The 24178-nt window shown below is 61.4% G+C and carries 20 protein-coding genes; 4 read left to right on the top strand and 16 right to left on the bottom strand.

Annotated features, from left to right (window positions below):
* Nucleotides 1-10: 10 nt before the first annotated feature.
* From P0D96_RS12625 to P0D96_RS12615, 3 genes are all read right to left on the bottom strand, one after another.
* Complete coding sequence (locus tag P0D96_RS12625) at nt 11-268, bottom strand: hypothetical protein (RefSeq protein WP_132383474.1); 258 nt, start codon at nt 266-268, stop codon at nt 11-13.
* A gap of 110 nt (nt 269-378) precedes the next feature.
* Nucleotides 379-2562 (bottom strand): NHL repeat-containing protein, encoded by a 2184-nt coding sequence (locus P0D96_RS12620; RefSeq protein ID WP_408313652.1) that lies wholly within the window; start codon nt 2560-2562, stop codon nt 379-381.
* A gap of 211 nt (nt 2563-2773) precedes the next feature.
* Nucleotides 2774-3460 (bottom strand): helix-turn-helix transcriptional regulator, encoded by a 687-nt coding sequence (locus P0D96_RS12615; protein WP_408284827.1) that lies wholly within the window; start codon nt 3458-3460, stop codon nt 2774-2776.
* 65 nt (nt 3461-3525) lie between these two features.
* On the opposite strand from P0D96_RS12615, the gene P0D96_RS12610 reads away from it, so the two are divergent.
* Nucleotides 3526-4950, top strand: coding sequence for an MFS transporter (locus P0D96_RS12610; RefSeq protein ID WP_408313650.1), 1425 nt, complete (start codon nt 3526-3528; stop codon nt 4948-4950).
* Complete coding sequence (locus tag P0D96_RS12605; RefSeq protein WP_408284821.1) at nt 4947-5939, top strand: LysR family transcriptional regulator; 993 nt, start codon at nt 4947-4949, stop codon at nt 5937-5939. The genes P0D96_RS12610 and P0D96_RS12605 overlap by 4 nt, the downstream gene beginning before the upstream one ends.
* An 11-nt stretch (nt 5940-5950) precedes the next feature.
* Here P0D96_RS12605 and P0D96_RS12600 read toward each other — a convergent pair whose 3' ends face one another.
* The 5 genes from P0D96_RS12600 to P0D96_RS12580 all read right to left on the bottom strand — a co-directional run bounded on the left by P0D96_RS12600 (nt 5951) and on the right by P0D96_RS12580 (nt 10992).
* Nucleotides 5951-7153, bottom strand: a complete 1203-nt coding sequence (locus P0D96_RS12600; protein WP_132383468.1) for an osmoprotectant ABC transporter ATP-binding protein OsmV — start codon at nt 7151-7153, stop codon at nt 5951-5953.
* Nucleotides 7150-7803 (bottom strand): ABC transporter permease, encoded by a 654-nt coding sequence (locus P0D96_RS12595; protein WP_408177628.1) that lies wholly within the window; start codon nt 7801-7803, stop codon nt 7150-7152. Before P0D96_RS12595 ends, P0D96_RS12600 begins: the two co-directional genes overlap by 4 nt.
* 15 nt (nt 7804-7818) lie before the next feature.
* On the bottom strand, nt 7819-8715 hold the full coding sequence (locus tag P0D96_RS12590) for a glycine betaine ABC transporter substrate-binding protein (protein WP_408177627.1): 897 nt from the start codon (nt 8713-8715) through the stop codon (nt 7819-7821).
* Entirely contained in the window at nt 8712-9428 is a 717-nt protein-coding gene (locus tag P0D96_RS12585; protein ID WP_408177626.1) for an ABC transporter permease, read from the bottom strand. Before P0D96_RS12585 ends, P0D96_RS12590 begins: the two co-directional genes overlap by 4 nt.
* Before the next feature lie 664 nt (nt 9429-10092).
* A complete protein-coding gene (locus tag P0D96_RS12580) occupies nt 10093-10992 on the bottom strand; it encodes a DMT family transporter (RefSeq protein ID WP_408177625.1) in 900 nt (299 codons plus the stop codon).
* 158 nt (nt 10993-11150) lie between these two features.
* On the opposite strand from P0D96_RS12580, the gene P0D96_RS12575 reads away from it, so the two are divergent.
* Entirely contained in the window at nt 11151-12068 is a 918-nt protein-coding gene (locus P0D96_RS12575; protein WP_408313648.1) for a helix-turn-helix domain-containing protein, read from the top strand.
* Between the two features lie 58 nt (nt 12069-12126).
* Here the strand turns inward: P0D96_RS12575 and P0D96_RS12570 are convergent, their stop codons facing one another.
* The 4 genes from P0D96_RS12570 to P0D96_RS12555 all read right to left on the bottom strand — a co-directional run bounded on the left by P0D96_RS12570 (nt 12127) and on the right by P0D96_RS12555 (nt 18652).
* The gene (locus P0D96_RS12570) at nt 12127-15147 is read right to left on the bottom strand and encodes an FAD-binding and (Fe-S)-binding domain-containing protein (RefSeq protein WP_408313647.1); all 3021 of its coding nucleotides are present in this window, start codon (nt 15145-15147) and stop codon (nt 12127-12129) included.
* Nucleotides 15148-15179: 32 nt separating this feature from the next.
* On the bottom strand, nt 15180-15929 hold the full coding sequence (locus tag P0D96_RS12565) for a 2-keto-4-pentenoate hydratase (protein WP_408313645.1): 750 nt from the start codon (nt 15927-15929) through the stop codon (nt 15180-15182).
* Nucleotides 15930-15972: 43 nt separating this feature from the next.
* Nucleotides 15973-17259 (bottom strand): MFS transporter, encoded by a 1287-nt coding sequence (locus P0D96_RS12560; protein ID WP_408313643.1) that lies wholly within the window; start codon nt 17257-17259, stop codon nt 15973-15975.
* Nucleotides 17260-17431: 172 nt separating this feature from the next.
* The gene (locus P0D96_RS12555; protein ID WP_132383450.1) at nt 17432-18652 is read right to left on the bottom strand and encodes a pyridoxal-phosphate-dependent aminotransferase family protein; all 1221 of its coding nucleotides are present in this window, start codon (nt 18650-18652) and stop codon (nt 17432-17434) included.
* 162 nt (nt 18653-18814) lie between these two features.
* On the opposite strand from P0D96_RS12555, the gene P0D96_RS12550 reads away from it, so the two are divergent.
* Nucleotides 18815-19540 (top strand): GntR family transcriptional regulator, encoded by a 726-nt coding sequence (locus P0D96_RS12550; protein ID WP_408177619.1) that lies wholly within the window; start codon nt 18815-18817, stop codon nt 19538-19540.
* Between the two features lie 902 nt (nt 19541-20442).
* Here P0D96_RS12550 and P0D96_RS12545 read toward each other — a convergent pair.
* The 4 genes from P0D96_RS12545 to P0D96_RS12530 form a co-directional block, all read right to left on the bottom strand.
* Nucleotides 20443-20751 carry a HigA family addiction module antitoxin gene (locus P0D96_RS12545; RefSeq protein ID WP_408177690.1) on the bottom strand — a complete coding sequence of 103 codons (309 nt, stop codon included), beginning with the start codon at nt 20749-20751 and terminating at the stop codon, nt 20443-20445.
* A gap of 61 nt (nt 20752-20812) precedes the next feature.
* Nucleotides 20813-21091: a type II toxin-antitoxin system RelE/ParE family toxin gene (locus tag P0D96_RS12540; protein WP_408177618.1), complete on the bottom strand. Its 279-nt coding sequence runs from the start codon at nt 21089-21091 to the stop codon at nt 20813-20815.
* A 320-nt stretch (nt 21092-21411) separates the two neighbouring features.
* On the bottom strand, nt 21412-21624 hold the full coding sequence (locus P0D96_RS12535; protein ID WP_408177617.1) for a hypothetical protein: 213 nt from the start codon (nt 21622-21624) through the stop codon (nt 21412-21414).
* 62 nt (nt 21625-21686) lie between these two features.
* On the bottom strand, nt 21687-24113 hold the full coding sequence (locus P0D96_RS12530; protein ID WP_408313641.1) for a DUF6531 domain-containing protein: 2427 nt from the start codon (nt 24111-24113) through the stop codon (nt 21687-21689).
* Between the last annotated feature and the right edge of the window lie 65 nt (nt 24114-24178).

The following is a 24178-nucleotide window of genomic DNA, read 5'->3' as shown; positions in this document are numbered from 1 at the left end:
GCCATCGCCTTTAGTGATCCAGCCTCGCGCGCAGCTCGCGAGCGGCTTCCAGCAGCCCTTCGTAACCCGAACGTGCATGCTCCGGCAGATCGGGATCGCCGACAAACGTGCCGAGCGTTTCGATCAGGCTATACAGGATGCCCTTCGCGGCGCCGGATGCAATGCTGCCCGACGATACCTGCTGATCCACGTGACTGAGCGCTGCGTCGAGGTTTTCCAGATCGGGCCGGTCGCCCGTGGGTGGCTTAGGCGTTACGTCTTGCGTCATGATGAAACTTCGCTCCTGTTGATGCAGCGGTGAACAAGCCATCCTTTCATGTTGTTATATACCGATCGTGCGTTGCCGTCCATTCGTGAACGGGGCGAACGCGATCGGCGTTAAGGCGTCCATCGATACATCAGAATTTTTGCGCGGGCGTCGTCTTCGAGCAGGACGACGTACTCGCCATTGTCGCGTTGCGCCGCGCTGATGCCAAGATACACGTCCACCCAGCCGCTCGTGTTGCCGACGCTCGCGCCCGGCGTCATATAGCCGACGGCCTGGCCGGTGCGCGCGTCGTACACATCCACCTTCTGCGTGTACAGCTCGGCCACGAAGATGTAATTGCCCGCCACCGCGACGCCCACGGTCGTCGTTTGCGGATTGCTTTGTGTGTTCCAGGGCAGCGAAATCGTGTACTGCTGCGTCGGCGTGCCGGAACTCCAATTGTCATAGCGCGCGAGCACCGGGCCGGCCTCTTTCCAATGCGTCGCATCCCATGGAATCGCGCTGGTGAAGCCGGAGATGTACATGGTGTCGGTCGCCGCGATATAAACGATCCGCGCTATCCGCGTGAATGGCTGCGGCATCGCGAACATCTTCGAGCTGGCGTACGTGTAGATCGGATTGCCCGCGGAATCGAGGCCTTGCAGCGGCATTTCGCGGATGCCGCTCAACGGCGTGGCGAGCCAGACATTGCCCGGCGTGTCGACCCACCAGAAGCCGTTGCCGACGGTGCTGCCGGTGGACGGATTGCTGCTGATCTCGCTGGCGTCGACGCTGCCGTTGCCATTGCTGTCGCGCCATAGCCATTCGCCATACGTGGGCTGCGCCGCGGGCCATGTGCCCGGCAGCGGATTTTGCGCGAGCAGGCCCGACGGAATCGCCATTTCACCGTGCGCGGCATCGAAGCGATACACGTTCAGATAATGCGCGCCCGGATCGAGCGTGTAGAGAAACGGCTGGCCGTTGATTCGACGCACCATCGGCTCGCCACGCACGCCGCGCGGCTCGTGAAACGTGGGGTCGTCCGGATAGTCGAAACGGTCGAGCGTGAAACCCGCGTACAACCATTCGTGGCCGACCGGCTGGCTGTAATCGAGCGTGAAGCGCTTCGAGCCTGTGTAGACCGAATTGGGCGTGGCGGGATCGAACGCGGCGCTATCGACGAACGTGAGGCCGTACAAACGCCAATTGAGGGCGTGCGAACTGTACACGTAGCTTTCGAGCACCGCGCCTTGTCCAACCGATGCCGATCCGACCGGTCGCGGCCCTTCGCCGTTCTGCGCGACGTACAGATTGCCCGCGGGATCGACGCCGATGCCCGTCATGCCGTTGAAACGCCAATTGCCGGGCACGCCCTTGACCGCGTGAAAGATGCCGTTGCGCGTGCCGATCGCCGCGGCGGCTTGCGGTTGACCGTTAGCGTCTTTGTTGAAGACAAGAATCTGTTGCGACGGACCGTTGTCCGCGACGAGGATTTGACCCGCCGGCGTGACCGCGATATCAGCCGGCACCGCGCCCGCCGGTAGCGTCAATGTACCGGCAAGCGCGGTGCCGTTAGCTGCATAGTGCTGAATCGTTAGGCTTCCAGAAGAGACACCGCTCATCACCCACAGCGTCGAATCGGTATCCACCGCAACGCGCCCCGGCGATGTCACGTTCCACGAGCGCAAGCGCTGCATCGAATTCGCGTCGAACACGACGATCCGGTTGGCGTAGGTGTCGGCCACATACAGTTCGCTGTCGGTGGCGGCCATGCCGCGAATGCTCGCGTCGTTGCCGGTCGCTACCGTATCGAGCGGCAGAAAACTGTTCTTCGTCGCATTGGCGCTATTGCCAATACCGCCGCTGAACGGCGCGCCAGTCGCCAGATTGGCGAGCGTGCGGCGCGTGATGCCGTACCAGGTCAGGTTGGCTGCCGGATAGTCCGCGCCGACCAGGGCGTTGCTCTCGTTGCCGATCGACATCGCCGCATACAGGTACGTGTGATTGACCGCGACCGCGTCGCCACCGGCCGCGCCCCAGCCATGCGTCGAACCGGCGACGGCGATCTTGTCGCCCGCGCGGTAGGCGGCGATTTCACTGCCGCTTTCGTCCCACGGCGCGTTGGTGTAAACGGTGCCGTCGGCGCCGACGCTGATGGCCTGGATATCCTGCTGCATCCATTTGCCGTCGCCGAAACCAAAGCTATTACCGATCCATGAAGTGGTGTAATTGAGTTGCGATTGCGCGGACGCATTCAGCGGGATAAGACTGTGTAAGATAACAACGGCCACGCCTAGGCGAGAGAACAATGTCACGACGGTATTTCCTTGCAAGGTGCGAAGCGCGCACAGCTGGCGTGTCCGGCGCGCATCCGCAGGCGTGCGGACGAAGCGCAATCGCGCACGCGTAAATGTTGGCGTTTTATCCTCGCATAGAAAAATCGGAAATATATTGATAAAAAATTCGCATTAAATGTTGAATTGTCCAAACAATCCGAAGCGCATAAGCCTGCGCACAAATGCGGTGCTATTTGCTATTTACGCGGATGCGATAAGCGCACCGACGCGCGCCTGCCAGCACATGCTCCTCGCGTTCAATCGAACCGTCTTCGCCGACAATCTCCGCGAAGAGCTGCAACTCCGTGCGGCAAAATCCCTGGCAAGTTCGCGCCGCCGCGCAAATCGGGCAATGGTTTTCTAGCAGCAGCCAGTCGCGTCCGTCTTTGTGCAACTCCGCCATGTAACCCTCGGCGCTGCGAATCTCCGCCAGCTTCGCGAGCCGTGCCTTGAGGCCTTTGACCGGCTTGAGCGCCGCCAGATAGTTCGCGCGCGTTTCCACGGCGCGCTGGTCGATCAACTTGTCGAGTCCCGCTTCGCCAAATAGCTGACGTATCGACCCGAGCAGTTGCACCGTCAATTGCGGATGTGTGTCGGGAAAACGCGCGTTGCCCGCTTCCGTCAAAGCCCAGCTTTGACTCGGCCGCCCAGGTCCCGCTTGCGAAGCCTGACGTCCTTCTATCAATCCGCCGCTCAGCAGTTTCTGGATCTGCTGGCGCGCCGCCTCGACGGTGATGCCGAGTTCACTCGCGATCGACGCCGTCGACAACGGCCCCTGCACCTTCAACAGATTCAGGATGCGATCCACCGGCGCGGCTATCGTCGCAGCGGACGCGACGCCCGGTGAATTTTCCAAGCTTTCGTTTGCATATCTCATTGAGTGCCATTATTATCCAAGCCAATACTTGGATAATAAGCCAGCCTTGCACGGCTGTCCACGACATGAAAAATCTGCAATCGAATGCGCCCGCATGGAGCGATCTTCTCAGTGGCAGCAACGGCTGGCGGGCGTTGGGGCTGGCTGGCGGCGTCGCGCTGCATGCTACCAACGTCTATGTCGCGACGACGATCCTGCCCTCGGTCGTGCACGAGATCGGCGGACTGGAACTGTACGCGTGGAACACCACGCTATTCGTGGTCGCGTCGATTCTGGGTTCGGTGTTGTCGGTGCGTCTGCTTGCGGTGCTCGGCGCGCGCGCCGCGTACTTCAGCGCGCTCGCCGTATTCGCATTGGGCACTGTCGTCTGCGCGAGCGCACCGTCCATGCCGTGGATGCTGGCCGGGCGCACGCTGCAAGGTCTCGGCGGCGGCATACTGCTCGCACTCAGCTATGCGCTGATTCGCGTCGTGTTCGAAGAGCGCCTGTGGCCTCGCGCGATGGGACTGGTGTCGGGCATGTGGGGCGTCGCCACGTTGTGCGGGCCCGCGCTCGGCGGCGTCTTCGCGGAACTCGGCGACTGGCGGCTCGCGTTCTGGGTCTTGCTGCCGGCCATCTTGCTGCTCGCCGTGATCGTGCATCGCGAGGTGGACGGCAAGCACGCGACCGGCGCGGCGGCGCCCGTTCCGTTGCTCAAGGTCGTGCTGCTCAGCGCATCTGTTCTGGTGATTTCGCTTGCCGCCTTGAGCGAGAACATTGTGTGGAACGCCATCGGCGTCGCAGTTGGCCTCGGCTTCGTCTGGCTGCTTGCGAGACTCGAACGCGACAGCACGCGTACGCGCTTATTGCCGAGCGGGTCGTATTCGATTCGCACGCGCATCGGCGGTATTTATGCGTGCATGAGCCTGCTCGGCATCGGCGTGACCAGTGAAATCTTCGTGCCGTATTTCTTGCAGACGATTCATGGCCGCTCGCCGCTCGCGGCCGGCTATCTGACCGCGTTGATGGCGGCCGGCTGGTCGTGCGGATCGGTGTTCAGCGCCGGACGTTCCGCCGTGGCCGCGCAACGCTTGAGCCGCGCGGGTCCGATCGTCGAAGCGCTCGGTCTCGCCGCGCTCGCGTGGCTGATGCCGCAAGCCGACCTGTTCGACAGCGCAGGCGGAACGCTGGCACTGTGCGCGGCGCTCGTCAGCGTTGGACTGGGTGTCGGAATCGGCTGGCCGCATCTGTTGACACGTGTGTTCACCGCCGCGCAATCCGGCGAGGAGAACCTCGCATCGCTCTCTATCACCACCATTCAACTCTTCGCGATGGCGCTCGGTTCGGCGCTCGCCGGCCTCGTCGCGAACGGCGCGGGTCTCACCACGCTGCCCGCGCAGCGCGGCGCGCAACAGACCGCCGCATGGCTGTTCGCGATCTTTGCGATTGCGCCGCTGCTCGCGGCGGGATTGATACGCCAGCAGCCGCGCTCAACCGGAGAAGCATCGTGATAGATCGCGTGCAGGCCATGCGGATTTTCGTACGCATCGTCGATACGAGCAGCTTCACGCGCGCCGCGGAATCGCTCGAAGTGCCGCGTGCCACCGCGACGACCACCGTGCAGGCGCTCGAGTCGCTGCTCGGTGTGCAACTGTTGGTGCGCACGACGCGCAAAGTCACGCTGACCGCCGAAGGCGCCGCTTATTACGAACGCTGCGCGCAGATTCTCGCGGCGATCGAAGAAGTCGAATCGGGTCTTTTCAACCAGCCTGAAAATTTGCGCGGCCGCTTGCGCGTGGCCATGCCGGGCATGATTGCGGCGTCGATCGTGGTACCTGCATTGGCCTCGTTTCATGCGCAGCATCCGCATGTGGAACTGGCGCTCGGCGTGCATCATCGCTCGCTCGATCTGGTCGGGGAGAGCGTGGATTGCAACATCGAGTTAGGCGAGTTACCGGACTCACGCCTGCTCGCGCGCCGGCTCGGTTCGATCGAACGCGTGACCTGCGCGAGCCCTGTGTATCTCGCACGATTCGGCGAGCCGCGCCATCTCGACGATCTCTCGGATCACGTCGCCGTGCACTGGCTGTCGACGCAAACCGGCCGCCGCATGGACTTCGACTTCAGCGTGGCGGCGCGAGCGAGCAAGGTGAAGCTGGACAGCTTCATCCAGGTGAACGACGAACACACTTACCTCGCCTGCGGACTCGAAGGCCTCGGCTTGATTCAGCCTGGGCGCGCGGTTGCCGCGCCGTACCTTGCGTCGGGAAAGTTGTTCGAAGTGTTGCCGAAGTGCAGGCCCGCGCCGGTGCCCGTTTCGGTGACGTATGTGAAGAGCCGCCAGATTTCGCCACGCGTGCGCGCTTTCGTCGACTGGCTCGTCGAGATATTCGAAAGCGCGCCCGGCATGGTGAGAACGGCCACCGCGCCGCCGGCCGATTCATCGCCGTGGCCGGTGCTCGATTCGACTCGCGACGCCGCGCTCACGCCGTTTTGTTGACTACCCCAGTATCACACGTGCTCAGCGGCTGCAGCTTGCGCGGCCGCCGCTTCCGCCGCGGCGACAGCAGGCGACACGATCGCCGGCTGACCCGTCTGCCGACGTGAGCGGCCCGAGCTCAGATAGTCCGCAATCGAATCCTGCGTGACTTCGCCGACATAACGGCCGTCGCCATCCAGCACCGGCATCCATGACGAATTGAACTGGTACATCTTCGACAGCACGATGCGCAGATGCTCGTCCGCGCTGACCGTCGCCTTGAATGCAGTCAGATGATCGCCGCACACACCCTGGCCCGCGCGCGCCGAGCGGCGCGTCACATAGCCCAGCGCTTGCTGCTTGCCATCGACGATGGTCAGATAGCGGCTGTCGCTGTCGTCCATCATCTGGAATGCGCGCGCGACCGGCATGTCGGCATGCGCGGTTTCCGGCTGGGTGGCGGCGTCGCCGGCCTTCACTAGCAAGAGGCGTTTCAACGTGCTGTCCTGACCGACGAACGCGCCGACGAACTCGTCGCGCGGATGCGCCAGCAGCGTATCCGGATGATCGTATTGCACCAGTTGACCCCGGCGGAATACGGCGACGCGGTCGCCAAGCTTGATCGCCTCGTCGATGTCATGGCTCACCATGATCACCGTCTTGTTCAGCTGACGCTGCATCTGGAAGAACTCGTTCTGAATCGACTCGCGATTGATCGGGTCGACCGCGCCGAACGGCTCGTCCATCAGCAGCACCGGCGGATCGGCGGCCAATGCGCGAATCACGCCGATACGCTGTTGCTGGCCGCCCGAAAGTTCACGCGGATAGCGCTTCAGATACTGCTTCGGATCGAGCGCGACCATCGACATCAACTCCGTGGCCCGTTCGCGGCAACGCTTCTTGTCCCAGCCGAGCAGGCGCGGCACGACCGTGATGTTCTCCTCGATCGTCATGTTCGGAAACAGGCCGATCTGCTGGATCACATAGCCGATGTGACGGCGCAATTCGACTTCGTTCAGACCTGAAGTGTCCTCGCCGTTGATCAGCACGCGGCCCGAAGTCGGCGCGATCAGACGGTTGATCATCTTCAACGTGGTGGTCTTGCCGCAGCCCGACGGGCCGAGAAACACGCAGATTTCGCCTTCGCCGACAGTCAGGCTCACCGAGTCGACTGCCTTCACCTGCTGGCCGTCCTTCTGCGTAAACGTCTTGGTCAGTTTGTCGAGTTCGATCATGTCTTTTGTACTCCCTTCGGGGTCAGCAAGCGTTGCAGCGCTTGCAGCAGCAGGTCGGCGACGATCGCGAGCAAGCTCACGAGCACGGCGCCCACCAACAGTTTCATCATGTTGCTCTGGCCGATCGCGCGGATGATCAGCGTGCCGAGACCGCCCGCGCCGATCACCGCGGCGATCGTCATCACGCCGATGTTCATCACCACGGCCGTGCGCACGCCGCCGAGAATCACCGGCACGGCGAGCGGCAAATCGACGAGCCGCAGCCGTTGCCACACCGTCATGCCGATACCGATGCCCGCTTCCTTGATGCCGGCGTCGACATTGCGCAGCGCGAGGTAGGTGTTGCGCATGATCGGCAGCAGCGAATAGAGGAACACGGCGGTGATCGCCGGCACTGCGCCAATGCCTTGGCCGAAGCGCGAGAACACCGGAATCATCAAGCCGAACAGTGCGATGGACGGCAAGGTCAGCACCACCGTTGCAATGCTCAGCAGCGGCGCGGCGAGCCACTCGTGCCGATTGATAAGGATACCCAAGGGTACGCCGACGGCAATCGCGCAACCCACCGCGATTCCCACCAGCCACACGTGTTGCGCGGTGAGTTGCAGCAATTCAGGCCAGTTGGCCGATAGATAGTCGAATACAGTCATAAAGAAGATCTCCGCTCAGGGCAGCTTGTGCGTGCGCAGGAATTCCGCCGCGACTTCGCGCACCGGCTTGCCGTCGATGTCGACCTGCTTGTTCATTTCCAGCATCGTGTCGTTGTTCAGCGCGTCGGACAACGCGTTCAATTGCGGCGCGAGTTGCGGGTTCTGGTCGAGCGTCGTCTTGCGCACCACCGGCGTGGCGTTGTATGCGGGGAAGTAGTGGCGGTCGTCTTCGAGCGGCACGATGTTGAAGCCCTTCACGCGGCCGTCCGTCGTGTAGATCAACCCGATCGGCACCTGGTTGTTATGCAGCGCCGTGTAGACGAGGCCCGGATCCATCTGCCGCGTTTCCGCGCGGCTGAACTGCATGCCGTACGCGGCTTCGAGCGGCTTCAGGCCGTCCGGGCGATTGGCGAACTCCGCATCCATCGCAAACACGTGTTTCTTTTTCGGCTCCGCCGCCATCTTCGCGGCGAGTTGCGAAATCGTGCGGATGCCGGTTTGCTGCGCCACTTGTTGCGGCAGACCGAGTGCGTACGTGTTGTTCAGCGGCGAGCAATCGAGCCACACGAGGCCACGTTTCGCATCGAGCGCTTTCACGCGTTCGTACATCGTCTTCGGATCGAGCTTTTCAGTGATCTTGTTGTAGACGATCGCGGCGGTGCCCGTGTATTCCCACGTGATATCGACCTGGCCGTTCTCCTGCGCGCTGCGCAACAGCGTGCTGCCGAGGCCGGTGCGGGCGTCGATCGTGTAGCCCTTCGCGTGCAGGTATTGCGACGTGATCTCGGTAAGAACGTATTGCTCGGTGAAATTTTTGCCGCCGAGTACGAGCGTCGCCGCGCTCGCCTGAAGACTCGTGAAGAGCAATGCGCCGGCGGCGAGCCAGCGGCTGCGTTTGAACAGATTCGTCATGCCGTCACCCCGCGTCGCGCGAGCAGGTAGCGGCTGCCGCCCGAGACGATGCCGTCCAGCACGAGCGCGAGGATCGCGGTGGCCGCCGCGCCGAGCAAAAGCTGCTGCTGGTTGTTCAGATAGATGCCCGGAAAAATCAGCGTGCCGAGACTGTCCGCGCCGATCAGATAGGCGAGCGGCGCGCTGCCCACGTTGATCGCGAGCGCCGTGCGCACGCCGCCGATGATAATCGGCATGGCATTAGGCAACTCCACGCGCAACAACGACTGCCAGCCCGTCATGCCGAGACCGCGAGCCGCTTCGCGCAGCGCGGGCGAGACGTTCTTCATGCCTTCGTAGGCATTGCGCGTGATGGGCAGCAACGACGCGAGAAACAGCGCGACGAGCGCCGGAATATCGCCGATGCCGAAGATGCCGAGCGCGATCGCCAGCACGGCCAGCGAGGGAATCGTGTTGCCGATGTTGAAGATCTGCATGAAGCGTTCGGCGTGACGCGCGAGCGACGGGCGGCTCAGCAATACGCCGGCGGGAATGCCGACCAGCAGCGCGAGCGCCATGGAGTACCCGACGAGCAGCAGGTGCCGTTTGGTGTAGTAGACGAGATCGGGCGCGTACTGATGCAGCGCGCTGGGGTCGATCGCGCGGCACAGCAACGCGACGACGACACCGATGGCTACAAGACTGCCGATCAGTCTGGCAGGACGTTGAATCATGAAGATGCGCCTCCTTGTTCGAGCGACGCGCGGAAATAGCCACGCCGCACAGGCGTCGTGATGACGCTGCGAATGGGAAGTTCGGGACGCGGCAGATGCCGCGAGGTGAACCGAGTGGCGCCGGGGGTTTGTTTTTGCCCGGCGCGAAGGCGGTGTGATTTCGCCTTCGGTGGCGGACCAGTCAGCAAAACTGGTGCCAGATCCATCGATAATATTGGGCAGCAGCGCTGGGTTGCTTGTCCGACGGGCTTTGAGGCCCCTCTTGAATGCCGGGTTTTCAACCGGCGTCAGAGCGGATGCAAAGTGCTGCTAGTTTGCATCGAACCCCTTCTAACTGGGCCTATCTAGCTGCGATTTCGCGGTTAGGGTGCTGCGATTATACGGGTGATGGGTGGGTTCGTCTACCCATGTGGTTAATGCGGAGGTGATGGAGAGGGAGCCAGCTTTGATTTTTGCTTGATTTCCGCACTCCCGGAAAAGCTCACCGGAGCTTTTCTCAGCCGCCTTCCAGGCTCCCGAAAATACTCACCTCAATCGCCCGCAGGTGCGGCCGTGCCAATCTGAACCATCACCGTTGATAAAGAGACGCGTTGGCAAACGGTGACTCTCCAGCACTCTCGGCACGGCGGCCGATTAGCGCGCCGCCTCGCCGGGAAAACGTCCCTCAGGAAGTCCGCACTCGCCGCACGAAGATACGCCGCGTGAGATCGAATGCCACCAGATTGCCGGCCACCACCAGCAACAGTCCGACCACGGCCAGCGCGGACCACTGATAGCCTTCGAACACCGTCGACACCGCCAGCGCCACGATCGGAAACAATACCGTGCAGTAAGCAGCCCGCTCGGGTCCAATGCGCCCGACCAGCATCAGATAAGCCGTAAAGCCGATCACCGAGCCGAAAATCGCGAGATAAGCGAGCGCGCCAAGATAACGCGCGGACGGCTCGACGGCGAACGAAAAGCCGGCCAATACGCTTCCCACCGTCAAGACGCCGGCGCCGATCAGCATCGCCCAGCTATTCGTGGCGAACGGGTGCAGACCCATCGATTGCATGCGGCTCGACAACAGGTTGCCGGCCGAAAAGCACAGGGTTCCAAGAAACGCGATCCCAAGCCCGAACCACGCGGCGTGATCGCCGAGGTGTCCCGTCATCTGCTGCACGAACAGACACACGATACCGACGAGCCCTAACGCCGCACCGGCAATCGCCGTGGGTTGCAACGGCCGGCCCATGAAGAGACGGCCGTTGATCGAATTCAGCAGCGGCGCGGTCGAAAACACCACCGCCACCAGGCCGCTCGGCACCACCTGTTCCGCGTAGTAGAAGCACAGAAAGTTCAGACAGAAGAGCGCCAATCCTTGCGCGACCAGGAATCGCCATGCGGCGCGCGGCGGCCAGATCGGCCGGCGCATGATACGCAGCAACGCGAACAGCACCAGCGCCGCGATCCAGAAACGCCATGCAATGGACACCGGCGGCGGCACCGCCCCCAGTTGCCATTTGATCGCGATCCATGTGGTGCCCCAAATCAAAACGGTGGCGGCATAGAGGGACAAATTCATGGTCAGGCCTGCAGCAGCAAATACGGAAGCCCACTATGACCCAGCCAGACCGGCCGCACTTGTCCAGGATTGCGCACTTTTTCGGAGTGGCAAGCCGCCGCGCGTGGGCGGCCGTATACTGACGCTTATTCAGTCATGACAAGTATTTCGCCCGCTTCGTGAACGACAGACCGCCCGCCGCCGTGACGCATCCCACCGAATCGCCGTTCGGCCTTCAGTCGGTGTGTCACACGCTGAGCAGCGCCAACGCGAATCTGGACCGCTTCGCGTGGCTCGGCGACCGGCTGGCCATCGCCGTCTGGACTCGCGACACGGAAGAAGCCGAGACCGTCTACGATCGGCCCGGCCATCACACGTTGTCGTGTTATCTGGACGGCGGCTATCGCACCGAGCGTCAGAAAATGCCGGGGCATTACGGCGCGCCGTCGCGGCTCTGTGCGCTGCCCGGCGACCACGAATCACGCTGGTGGGTGCGCGGCCACATGCATTTCATGCACCTGTACTTCCTTCCGGAGCACTTCACGCAGCGTGCGGTTCAGGAACTCGACCTCGAGCCGCGCGAACTGACGCTCGCCGATCGCACGTATTTCGAAGACGCCCGCATCGCCACGTTGTGTCAATCGCTTGCGAACGAAGACTGGCAGGGTCCCGACGGTTTGCTGCGCACCAATGAGACCGCGCATCAAGTGCTGAGTCTGCTGTTGCGCGCGCAAGGCGTGCGCCGCACGCATGCGTCGCTCAAAGGCGGATTGTCGGTCGCGACTCGCCGGCGGCTGCACGACTATATCGAAAGCCATCTTTCGCAGACGCTCACACTCGGCGAGCTGGCCGGCGTAGCGGCGTTGTCGGAATTTCATCTTGCGCGCATGTTCCGCACCTCGTTCGGACTGCCGCCCGCCGCGTGGATCGCGCAGCAGCGGCTCGAACGCGCCCGCACGCTATTGCGCTCCACGGCGCTGCCGCTCGCGCAGGTCGCCGAGCAATGCGGCTATGCCAACGCCAGCCATTTCAGCCACCGTTTCCGCGAGAGCGTCGGCGTGGCGCCGACCGCGTATCGGCAGGCTATCGCCGCCTGAGCGCGAGCCGGCGCGTTCTGCGCTACTGCTGCTACTGCTGCTACTGCTGCTACTACATTTACTGCAACGCCATCGCCAGCACGCGCGCCACATGGATCGCGTCGACGCCGGCGCCGTCGTGAATCTGATGCCGGCAACTCGTGCCGTCCGCGACCATGAGCGTGTTGCCATCCATCTTGCGCACCGCCGGCAGCAGCGACAGTTCCGCCATCGCCCGCGACGTCGCGTAATGCTCGGCCTCATAGCCGAAACTGCCCGCCATCCCGCAGCACGACGACTCCACCGTGGATACCTTCAATTCAGGAATCCATTTCAATACGGTTTGCACGGGCGTGAAGGCGTCGAAGGCCTTTTGATGGCAATGGCCATGCACCAACGCCTGTTGTTTGGCCAACGGCTTCAATGCGAGCTGCAAACGTCCGGCCTTTTCCTCGCGCACCAGAAACTCTTCGAATAGGAGCGCCTGCTTCGCCAGCCGCTGCGCTTCATCGCCAAAGCCGTAGTGCAGGAACTCATCGCGCAACGACAGCAAGCACGACGGCTCCAACCCGACGATCGGCACGCCGCGCTCCACGAATGGCTTGAACAGATCGAGCATGCGCCGCGCTTCCTGCTTCGCTTCATCGACGAGACCCGCCGCGAGGAACGTGCGGCCGCAGCACACGGGCCGCTCACCCTGGCGCGTATTGAAGTGCACTGTGTAACCCGCTGCCTCCAGCACCCGCTGCGCAGCGCGCGCGTTTTCCGGCTCCATGTTGTTGTTGAACGTGTCGACGAACAGCAGCACCTCTTTCAGCGCGGCACCTTGTGTCGCCCTGCCCGCCACCGCATCAACCAGGAACGACTTCTTGAAGCGCGGCAAGCTCCGCTCGGGCGCGAAGCCCACGGACCGCTTGAACCACGCGGACAGCACCGGCACGTTATCGGCGAGCGCCATCAAGCCCGGCATGCGGCTCGCTGTCGACGCATAGCGCGGCATAAAAGCCACCAGCTTGTCACGCAGACGCAGTCCGTGACGCTTGACGCGCGCCGCCCGCGCCTCGATCTTGAACTTCGCCATATCGACGCCTGTCGGGCAATCGCGCTTGCAGCCCTTGCAGGAGACGCACAGATCGAGCGTCTCCTTCACGTCGTCGCTCGCGAGACCCGCTTCGCCGAGTTGACCGGAAATCGCGAGGCGCAATGTATTCGCGCGTCCGCGTGTGACGTGCTGTTCATCCTTCGTCACGCGGTAGCTCGGGCACATGGTGCCCGCGTCGAACTTGCGGCAGTGGCCGTTGTTATTGCACATCTCGACGGCCTTCGCGAGACCGCCGGACAGATCGTTGCCACTGCCCGGCAAGGTCTCCTGTCCTGTCAGCGGATCGCGTTCGACATTCCATGCGGACCAGTCGAGCGCCGTTTCGATGCGATGTTCCTTGTAGCCCGGTGCGAAGCGGAAATTGTGCGCGTCGTCCATCTTCGGCGGACGCACGATTTTGTCGGGATTGAAGCGGTTGTCCGGATCAAACAGCGCCTTGATCTCGCTGAACGCCTGATTCAGGCGCGGGCCATATTGCCACGCGACCCATTCGCCGCGGCACAGTCCGTCGCCGTGTTCGCCCGAATAGGCGCCCTTGTACTCGCGCACGAGTGCAGCGGCTTCCTCGGCGATCGCGCGCATCTTGACCGCGCCGTCGCGCCGCATGTCGAGAATCGGCCGCACGTGCAGCGTGCCGACGCTCGCGTGTGCATACCAGGTGCCTTCCGTGCCGTTTCGATGGAACACTTCGGTCAGGCGGCTCGTGTATTCGGCCAGATGTTCGAGCGGCACCGCACAATCTTCAATGAAGGACACCGGCTTGCCGTCGCCCTTCATGCTCATCATGATATTGAGCCCGGCCTTGCGCACTTCCCAAAGCGCTTTCTGTTCGTTCGCGTCCGGCATCTCGACGACCGAATCGGGCAAGCCGAGGTCTGCCATCAGTTCCGTGAGTTGCTTGAGCGACGCGAGTTGAGCGTCGCGGTCCTCGCCCGCGAACTCCACCAGCAGAATGGCTTGTGGCTCACCGACCAGCGCCTTGCCGATCACCGGACGAAACGCCGGATTGCCCATCGCCAGATCGATCATCGTGCGATCGACCAGCTCCACCGCCACCGGCTTCAACTTGACGATGTGCTGCGTCAGCTCCATCGACTGCCAGAAGGTCGGGAAGTTGACCACGCCGAGCGTTTTATACGCGGGCAGTGGCGCGAGCCTGAGCGTCAATTGCCGGCTGAACGCTAGCGTGCCCTCCGAGCCGACCAGCAGATGCGCGAGATTCGCGACGCCGTCGTCGGTATAAGCGCGCGGATTCTGGCAATCGAACACGTCGATGTTGTAGCCCGCCACGCGGCGCAAGACCTTCGGCACGCGCGCCACGATCTCGTCGCGCTCGCGTTCGGCGATCTGCTTCACGCCCGCGAGTATCTGCTGCAAGCGCGCGCCTTGCGGCGCCTCGCGTAACGAGGCGAAACGCGCTTCGCTGCCGTCGGCGAGAATCGCGTCGATCGCGTCGACGTTGTGCACCATGTTGCCGTATTCGATCGAGCGCGAGCCGCAAGAATTATTGCCGGCCATGCCGCCGATCGTGCATTGGGCGGCCGTCGAAACGTCCACCGGAAACCAGAGACCGTGCGGTTTGAGCCACGCGTTCAGATGATCCAGCACGACGCCCGGTTCGACCGTCACCGTGCGCGCTTCGGCATCGAAGGCGACGATGTTGTTCAACCACTTGCTCGTGTCGATCACCAGTGCTTCGCCGACCGTCTGGCCGCATTGGCTCGTGCCCGCGCCGCGCGCGAGCAGCGGCACTTTCTCGCTGCGCGCGATTTCCAGTGCAATGCGCAGATCGTCCTGGTCGCGCGGCACCACCACGCCGATCGGCGTGATCTGGTAGATCGACGCGTCGGTCGCGTAACGGCCGCGGCTCGCCGCATCGAACAGCACGTCGCCGCGCAGTGATTTGCGCAGATGCTGCGCGAGCGGACTCGTCAGGCGCGCGGCGGATGGAACCAGATGGATCGGCTTGACGAGTAAAGCGGAAGTGGGGTTCGTCATATCGTCGGCCTATGGCAAAAACAGGGAAGCGGCTAGTACAGGGTGAGGCTGACCGGCGCGAGTCCTTCAATGCGCCCGCTCGCCGTGCCCGCCGTCTGCGGAAAGAACATGCCGGTGTAGGAGCCGGCTGTGACGACCATCTCCGGCGTCACCGCAATGCCGTGCGATGTGGCGTGATTGACGAGCCACGTCAGCAGGCGTCGCGGATCGCCGGCAGGATTGGCGGGCGTGGTTTTAACCACATCGTTTCCGTCGAAATTGAAATGCAGCGACGGCGCCACGAACGGAAAATCCTCGCGATACGGCGTGAATTCGCCCACGATCAGCGCGCCGTGGTTCTGCAAATCCGCGAGTTGGGCGAGCTTGTCGACAGCGGGCCATTCGGCGTAGCGGCTCGCCACGATTTCGATGGTCGCGCCGATCGAACCGATGCTCGCCAGCACTTCAGCCTCGCTATACGGCGTGGTGGAAACGTCGAAACGCCGTCCGAAGCGAAACGCGATTTCCAGTTCAAGGCCCAACGGCGCGAAGACTTCGCGCGGCAAACGCGCACCATCGGCATGCAAGTCGAGGTCGGGCAACGGCGCACCCTGGATCGGACCGCTCTCGGACTTCGCGCCGATCTTCCAGCCGGCGATCCGCGCACCGCATGCGTCCAGGATTTCGTGCTGGATCGCATACGCCGCGGCGGCGTCAGCAGGTGTTTGCTCCGGCGACAACGTGTCGAGCGTGGCGTGATTGCGGCGTGCATCGGCGAGAAGCCGGCTGAGTGCTGTCGTCATAGTGTCGTGTCGTGAGGCGGAAAGATGGAACGGTGTAGCGCGCTCAAACGCCCATGCCGGTAGGAAGATGCGCTTTATCGGCTGCGTTGAGCGCGAACTTGCTTTCCGGCTGCATGCGGAACGCGAGCACCACGCCGATCGCCATCAACAGCATGCTGCCGACGAACGGCAATTCCCAGCTACCGAAGTAGTCGATCAGGAAACCGCCGACCACCGGCGAGATGATCGCGGCCAGTGCCGAGCCGGTGTTCATCATGCCGCTTGCGGTGCCCGAGTACTCCGGCGCGATGTCCATCGGAATCGCCCACATCGGCCCGATCGTCATTTCGGCAAAGAAGAAGCCGGACGCGAGACACGCCATCGACAGATACAGGCTGTGCGTGAACATCAGCGGAATCAGCGAGAGCAGGCAGAAGAACATGCAGACCGACACCATCCAGCTACGTGCGCGTTTCAGGCTGCCGGTGCGCGTGAAGATCGAATCGGTCACGATGCCGCCGAGCGTGTCGCCGATCACGCCGGCGAAGAACACCACCGAAGCGAAGATTGCCGACTTCTGAAGTTGCAGGTGATAGCTGTGCAGAAAGTATTGCGGAATCCAGCTCAGGAACAGCCACAACGTCCAGCCATAGCAGAAGTACACGATCGTGACCGGCCACATGCGGCGAAACAGTTTGCCCCACGGCACGCCGGCGACTTTCGGCTTCGGCGCGGGCAGCGCGGTGAGCTCGTCGTTCGTGATACGCGGATGATCTTTCGGATGTTCGGTGAAGGTGATCGCCCACACGGCGACCCACAACAAGCTGAACACGCCGCAGATATAGAACGACTCGCGCCAGCCCCAGGTCGCCATGACGAGCACGATCAGGCCGGGCGCCACCGCATTGCCGATCCGCGAGGCCGCATGCGTGATGCCCTGCGCGAAGCCGCGTTTTTCCTTGGCGACCCAGCGCGCCATCGCGGAAGTGGCGGCGGGAAACGTCGCGCCCTCGCCGAAGCCGAGCAGCACGCGCGCGGCCAGCAGAGAAACCAGGCCGCCGGCAAAACCCGTCAGCAAAGTCGCGACGCCCCAGATGGCGCCGCAAAAAATCAACGTGCGTTTCGCGCCGAAGCGATCACTGACCCACCCGCCGATGATCTGGAAGATCAGATACGGATACGCGAAGGCCGAGAACACCAGGCCGACTTCCGTATGCGAGAGATGGAATTCCTTGCCGAAACCCGCCGCCGCGGTGCTGACGTTGACGCGGTCGAGGTAGGTGATGAAGTACATGATGCAGAGCATCACTAGAACGATACTGGTCGCACTGGTCACACGAAACCGCTTCATCGTCTCTCTCCATTGCATGTGTCGACGGCGGGCCTGAGATGGCGCGCTGCGTCGTTGCCCGGCAGCGGCTTGCGCCGCGGGACCATCGCATTAGTTCGGGCCGCGTTCTGTGCGCGGCTTCCTTCGTCAGGGAAGTCCCTTTTTTGCGAGCCGTTGGTTGCGCCTCGTGTCCTCAGGCCGCGGCTTTCAGGCCCGAGGCTTGGGTCGGCTGGCTCAACCATTCCATAGCGGCAGGCATGCCGCTTTCCTTGAGCGGCACGCCCGCGAGCCGCAGACCCATTTCGCAGCCGGCCAGCGTGGCCAGCAGCATCAGGTCGTTGCAGTCGCCGAGATGGCCGATGCGGAACATGCGGCCTTTCATCTTGCCGAGGCCCGTGCCAAGCGACATGTCGAAGCGTTCGTAGATGAGCTTGCGCACCGCATCGGCATCGATGCCGTCGGGCATCATCACGCCTGTGAGCACCGGGCTGTACACCGACGGATCGGCGCACTGAATCTCCAGGCCCCACGCACGCACCGCGCGACGGGTCGCTTCGGCGAGACGTTCGTGACGGGCGAACACGTTGTCGAGCCCTTCGCCGAGAATCATCTCGAGCGCTTCATTGAGTCCGTAAAGCAGGTTCGTGTTCGGCGTGTACGGCCAGTAACCGGTCTTGTTCATCTCGACGATGTCAGTCCAGTCCCAGAAGCTGCGCGGCAGTTTTGCCTGCTTGCTGGCGGCCACGGCTTTCGGCGAGATCGCGTTGAAGCTGATGCCGGGCGGCAGCATCAAACCTTTTTGCGAGCCCGAGACGGTGACGTCGACGCCCCATTCGTCGTGACGATAGTCGGCGCACGCGAGGCCTGAGATCGTGTCGACCAGCAGCAAGGCCGGATGACCCGCTGCGTCGATTGCGCGACGCACGGCGGCGATATCGGAGGTCACGCCCGTGGACGTTTCGTTGTGCACCACGCACACCGCCTTGATCGCGTGCTGCGTGTCGGCGCGCAGACGCTCCTCGATCATTTGCGGCTGCACGCCGCGACGCCAGCCTTCGATGCCCGGCAGGCCGAGAAACTCCGGCTTCAGACCGAGGCTTTCCGCCATCTTTTTCCACAGCGTGGCGAAGTGGCCGGTTTCGAACATCAGCACGTGGTCGCCGGGGCTCAACGTGTTCGAGAGCGCCGCTTCCCAGGCGCCCGTGCCCGAGGCCGGGTAAATCACCACGGGTTGCTGCGTCTTGAAGATTTTCTTGATGCCGTCGAGCACCTTCAGACCGAGTTCGCCGAACTCCGGACCGCGGTGGTCGATGGTCGGGTAGCTCATTGCCCGGAGGATACGGTCGGGCACCGGGCTCGGACCCGGAATCTGCAAAAAGTGACGGCCAGCGGGGTGAAAGTCTAGCTTGAGCATTGGGCTCCTCCGATTGAATTTTGCATTCAAAAAACTATATCAGACGAATCCTGACGATCCCAAGGTGAAAATTGCCCACTGGCACCGGTGTTTACCCGCGCTATTAACTAATCTTTCAGCTTCCTATAAAATCCGAGCTAATGAGATGTTGAGGGCTTTTGTATGCAAAATTCGGATTTCGAGGCCGGCGTCGCCACTTCCCCGCTGATGCCGAAGGTCGAGCGGCAGCGCTTGCACGACACGGTGGTGGAGCACATTCGGCGCTTCATCGTCGAAGGCGTGCTCGAGCCGGGCAAGAAATTGAACGAGCGCGAGTTGTGCGAAACGCTCGGTATCTCACGCACGCCGCTGCGCGAGGCGCTGAAGGTGTTGGCCGCGGAAGGGTTGATCGAGATTTCGCCGAATCGTGGCGCGTCGGTGTCGAAGATGTCGGAGGCTGAATTGCGCGAGACCTTCGAATTGATGAGTGGTCTCGAAGCTTTTTCCGGCGAACTGGCGGCCGAGCGGATGACGGCTGCTGAACTCGCCGAGATCAAGGCGCTGCATTACGCGATGCTCGCGTGCCGTACGCAGAACGATCTGGCCGGGTACTACAGCCGCAATCAGGCGATTCACGACAAGATCAATGAGGCGGCCAGGAACTCGGCTCTGCGGCAGACTTATGTCGCGGTGAATCGGCGCTTGCAGGCGCTCAGGTTTCGGTCGAATTTCCAGATTCCGAAGTGGGATAGCGCGATTCATGATCACGACGAGATGCTGAAGGCACTTGAAGCGCGGGATGGTAAGAAGCTGAGTGCGATTCTTCGGCAGCATCTGCTTGATAAGCGCGATGCGGTTTTGCAGGTGCAGTCGCGGGAAGCGGTGGCTGCGTCGCCGTTGAAGACTTGAGTTGAGTTAAGGGATCTAAGTGACATTTGCTTTCGGCGTCGGCGTGGTCTGCATGTCCGCGCCGAAGGCAAAACTTGTCCACCTAAAATGTTGGCAAGCCTGTGCACAACCTTCTTACATCCCAGCCAAGTGGTTGATGCGATGGAGGTATCGACCTGCGGTTCATGCGTGAGCACCGGTCGGCACTTTGCGGGCGGATCCGCTGGAAACGCGTTCCGTCGACATGCGGTTCGACGCGAACTGCCAGTTATCCCCACAAATGTTCGCAAAGCTGTGGACAAATCACACCATGTGATAAACAGCCCGCCGCATAAGGCTTTGCGGGCGGGGCACGGGGAAAATTCCGTCCCCCGCGCACCCTCAAACATCCATTCCCCCACGTTTCCCCATACGCTGCGGTGCGGGGAAACCTTCGCCCCCCCACCGGGGGACTGCCCTACATATTAGACATGTGTCTCGTTTGAGATTCAAGCTAACAGCGGTCCCTCGCGGGGACTTACAAGGCGCTTGCCTTGTTTAAAGTTCGAACAGGTGGAACTGCCGATGCTGCGGTGCACGCGGTGTGGGTAACGGTACGCGCGTTCCCCGCGGTGAATGGTGATAGGGGCTACAGGTCCCAGCGCTGGCTGTCGGTTGTGACCAGCCAGAGTACGCGGCAGCAGGTATCTTCCCCTAGCACAGGTATGTTATTGAAGCTGCACGTGCCGTACGTGACGCCAGCACGCCATACCCCAGCTCGTCGCTCAACGCGCGCTTATGTTCAGGGTGAAGAACCAGCTCCGCAGGTTCCTCCCCTTCATGCTCTTTCAGATAGTGGTAAAGCCGTCCACGATGAAGGCACAGGCGCTCATGCCTGGCCGGAAACTCAAGGTCATGAATCACACCCCATGATTTCCGCGGGCTCAGGCCGTCGCTTCTGCCGGTGCGCGCCTGACCGCCTTGGGCGCGTGCTTGCGCGCCTGCCACAGATCGTAGTCAAGCTGCATCCCCAGCCACAGATCAGCTCGCCCTCCACGCTCCACACCAAGCCATTGCTCAATGCGCAGCGCCATTTCAGGGGTGATCGCTGCATGCTCATTCAGAAGCCGCGAAAGCATAACCCGCGACACACCAAGCTGGCTCGCCGCCTCAGTGACACTCAGATTCAGCGCGGGCAGAACGTCCTCGCGCAGAATTGCCGCAGGATGCGGCGGATTAAACATACCAGTCATAGCTTTCTTCACTATGCGAACCCGATCGACGCCATGCTTCAGCGCCGGAGTATGGAAATTGCTAATGGTAATCTTCGTAATCGACAAGGATTGCGTCCTCGCCGTCAAACTCGAATGTCAGTCTCCAGTTACCATTGACCTGAGCAGACCAGCACGCTTTTCGTTTTCCCTCTAGTTCGTGCAACCCCCAGCCGGGTTGGTTCATATCGTCCGGCGATTTCGCCCTGTTCAGTGCAGTCAGTAAACGACCCAGCTTCGATGCGTGCCACGCCTGGATACCCGCTTTGGTACCGGTCGAGAAAAAGCGCTCCACACCCTTGTGCTTGAAAGATTTGATCATTTGTCATAGCTTCAACGCCACGCCAACCCGTCGCGACAGTTACAACCCCGATCTGAACAACACTATAAACTGTAAATTAACACTTTACAAATAAGCGCACACCACCGTACTTCGCTATCCGTACGTGCGCGCCCCAGCACGCTGGCCTGCTCCCTTCAAGGATCGACAAGAGTTTAAATCGCGAGCCAGCGGGCGACGCCAAGGCGGCCCCTCCCGCTGCAACAAACTTCACACGCAGTTGTTGTCATCACCGCAACCGCCAGAACATACCGTTGCGATGACTGAACGTCGTTCGGTCAAGTCACGGGACCTATGACCAATCAGTCTTCTGGCGGCTCATCGATTGGATGTTGCGTCAGATTCAGATGCTTTTTGACGTCTGGTCGGCCTGCTGCAATCAGATTAAGCATTGCAACTCCGAGCTGTCGTGCCAATTCGTCGTCAAACCCGAATTCCTCTTCGTCAAGAAAAAACGGCACGGCCATCTTTCCCGCAACGAGCGGAGCCATCAGGGCCGAATCCACGGCTTGCATTATCAATTGTCTCGGTTCATCGGTGTACGTTAGAACCACGGTATACGGCGGATGACTAACCATTAATACCCCCTGCATTGTTGATACCTGTCAAAGGAATTCTGTTTACACAGCGCATATGCTCGGATGCCCCTAGGTTTGGCCACCAGAATACAAAAATCCAGGTCCGCCTCGTACTTGTCATGACATTGTGACTCGTGATCCTCACGGCCGCCACACTTCACCATCCCACCGCCCCCACCCCCGCTTCCGAAAAGCGCGCTATAAAGCGTCGACCGCTTCGCCGAACTGGTCAAATCCGGCACGAGCACGGGATAAGGGACCTGCGCCTGATCGCTCAGCATCAGTTCCGTTGTCTCACCCCATGTTGGAAGTGCAGCGCTCAATTCCCTTCCGAAAAGTTTCCCCGTCAGCGTAGCTTTCCAACGCATGTAGCACTCGACGCAGATGTCTGGTACGAATGCCTGAGTATCTGACTGCAGTCCCGTGAGGCTTGCGGACGGTGCAACCGGATCATTCCCCACTTCCCAGTTGGTTAGCCACACTCCTAGCTCAGCGTCGCTGATTGGCTGCCACCACGCGCCGTTAGTTGAGACCTTCGCTGAATGTGACGAAACCGTGCCATTCGCAGCGTACTGGTAATCGACTGCCAGTACACGGGCGAGTCCGCCATTTACCGAACTTGCCGGTTCGTTATACTGAAAAGACTTTACGCGACCACGCTCGTCGTAAGCGATGCCTGCCTGGCCACTGTTACCCGCAATCTGTGTCGCGCGGTTCTCGGCATCACGACCGAGGGTTCGCATTGTCCAACCCGATACGGCATCTTGCGTCGTCGCGATATTGCCACGCGCGTCATACGTGTAGGTCCAATCTTCAGTCTTCGTGCCATTCTTGACAACGGTGGCGGACAGAAGACGGGCAGCCTGGTCGTAGCGCGCACCGACTGTCATCTGGTTGCCCGTCCCAATCGCCTGCATCCCCTGTTCGCCGGTAAGATCGGTCGTTTCCCTCTCTGCGTAGCCCGTAACGTTGCCGACTGTGTCGTATACAAACGCCCGGATTTTGCCCGGTGTAGAGACCAGGTATGGGCGCAATGAATTGCTGTCACTGTACTCAATCGTCGATACTGTCTTGTTGCCCGCGACTGTCGCAATTGCTTTCGTCGGCCGGTTGGCGCCGTCCCACGTGTACTGCGTATTCCCATCTGGGGTGACTCTTTGCTTCAAGTTTCCTGACGTATCCCACGTGCGTGATACCGTGCCGCCAGGCGTGGCAATTGAGCCAGGGCGCGAAGTGTCTCCAGTATTAAAGGAGTACGTGCTGCTGCCGGACATGTCGCTGAGGGTAGTCGTGCCGGAGCCGTAACTTAGCGACACATTATGTGTCGTGTCGGGATGGGTGACGGAGATCGCACGTCCGCTGGAATCGTAGGCCCATGTTGCAATCCGTGAACCGGATTCGTCCTTTATCCCTGTCAACGCATTGGGGAAGCGAGCATCCTCATATAGATACTGACGAACGTTTCCAATTGGAGCGGTTGCCGAAGCTAGATTACCGTTCGCGTCGTACGCATAGTGCGTGGCATTGCCCGAAGGGGGCACCACGCTCAGGATGCGACCATTACTGTCGTATGTCAGGCTAAGTGTCAGCCGCGATGCCGGCTGCCCAATCCGATCGACGGGCCACTGCGCAATTGAATCAAGCCGTTGCCCAACGTACCCAACCTCACGGTACATACCCGTGCGGTTTGTCTCCGAGTGAAACAGGCCCGTGCTGTCGGCGTATGTTTCCGTCGTACCAAGCCGTTCGTCTTTCAGGTAGAAGTATCCGTCGCCAGCTTTTGACAGGGAAAGGCCTGAAGTTCCAGGTACGGCCCACGCTCCGCCAATCGATCTGAATATCAGGGGCTGTCCGTTACCTCGAAACGCTGTGATTTTCGGCGTGCTCGCATTGACTGCGCTCAGGTCAAGCCTTCGCTGCCAGTTACTGATCCAGAACCCACCCATCGCTGTCTGCGCTTTGTCGAACGGCTTCGAAACATAGCTACGGCTAAACACAAATGGCAAGGTGTCGCCGCTTGCAAAGTCAGTTTCAGAGAGCGTGACAATCCCATTTGCCGGAAACACCGGGTCCGCCACCGGGCAGCTATCGTCAGGCGTACCGCCACCAGCGCCTCCGCAGTAGTCCGATACATAGGAAGCAGTCCCGCAATTGTAGTAATACATTGCGTTGTGGGGATCCTCCGGTCCGTTCGTCGCCGGCATAGTGCCCGGCACCTGCAGCGTGCACATCGGCGTACCCGGGACCCCCAATGACTTTCTGTACAGACTAAAGCATTCGTCCTCTGTCGCCGCGTTAGCGTGAGCAACAGACATCAGCAGCCCGGTTGCAACAATCAGGCGAACGATCCCGCCCGACACGCTACTAGTGAATTTCCATGGTTTCATTTTTCTCCTTCGTTTTTTTCGTTTGGCCAAGAGCGTCACAACTCTTCATGAGATCGGAGCGTGCACATATCCGACAACTCCTAAAATTGCGGCCTTTTTGTGCC

This window comes from Paraburkholderia sp. RL17-347-BIC-D (genome assembly GCF_046027915.1).
Taxonomy (GTDB): Bacteria; Pseudomonadota; Gammaproteobacteria; order Burkholderiales; family Burkholderiaceae; genus Paraburkholderia.
This window is presented reverse-complemented; position numbering and strand designations above follow the sequence as displayed.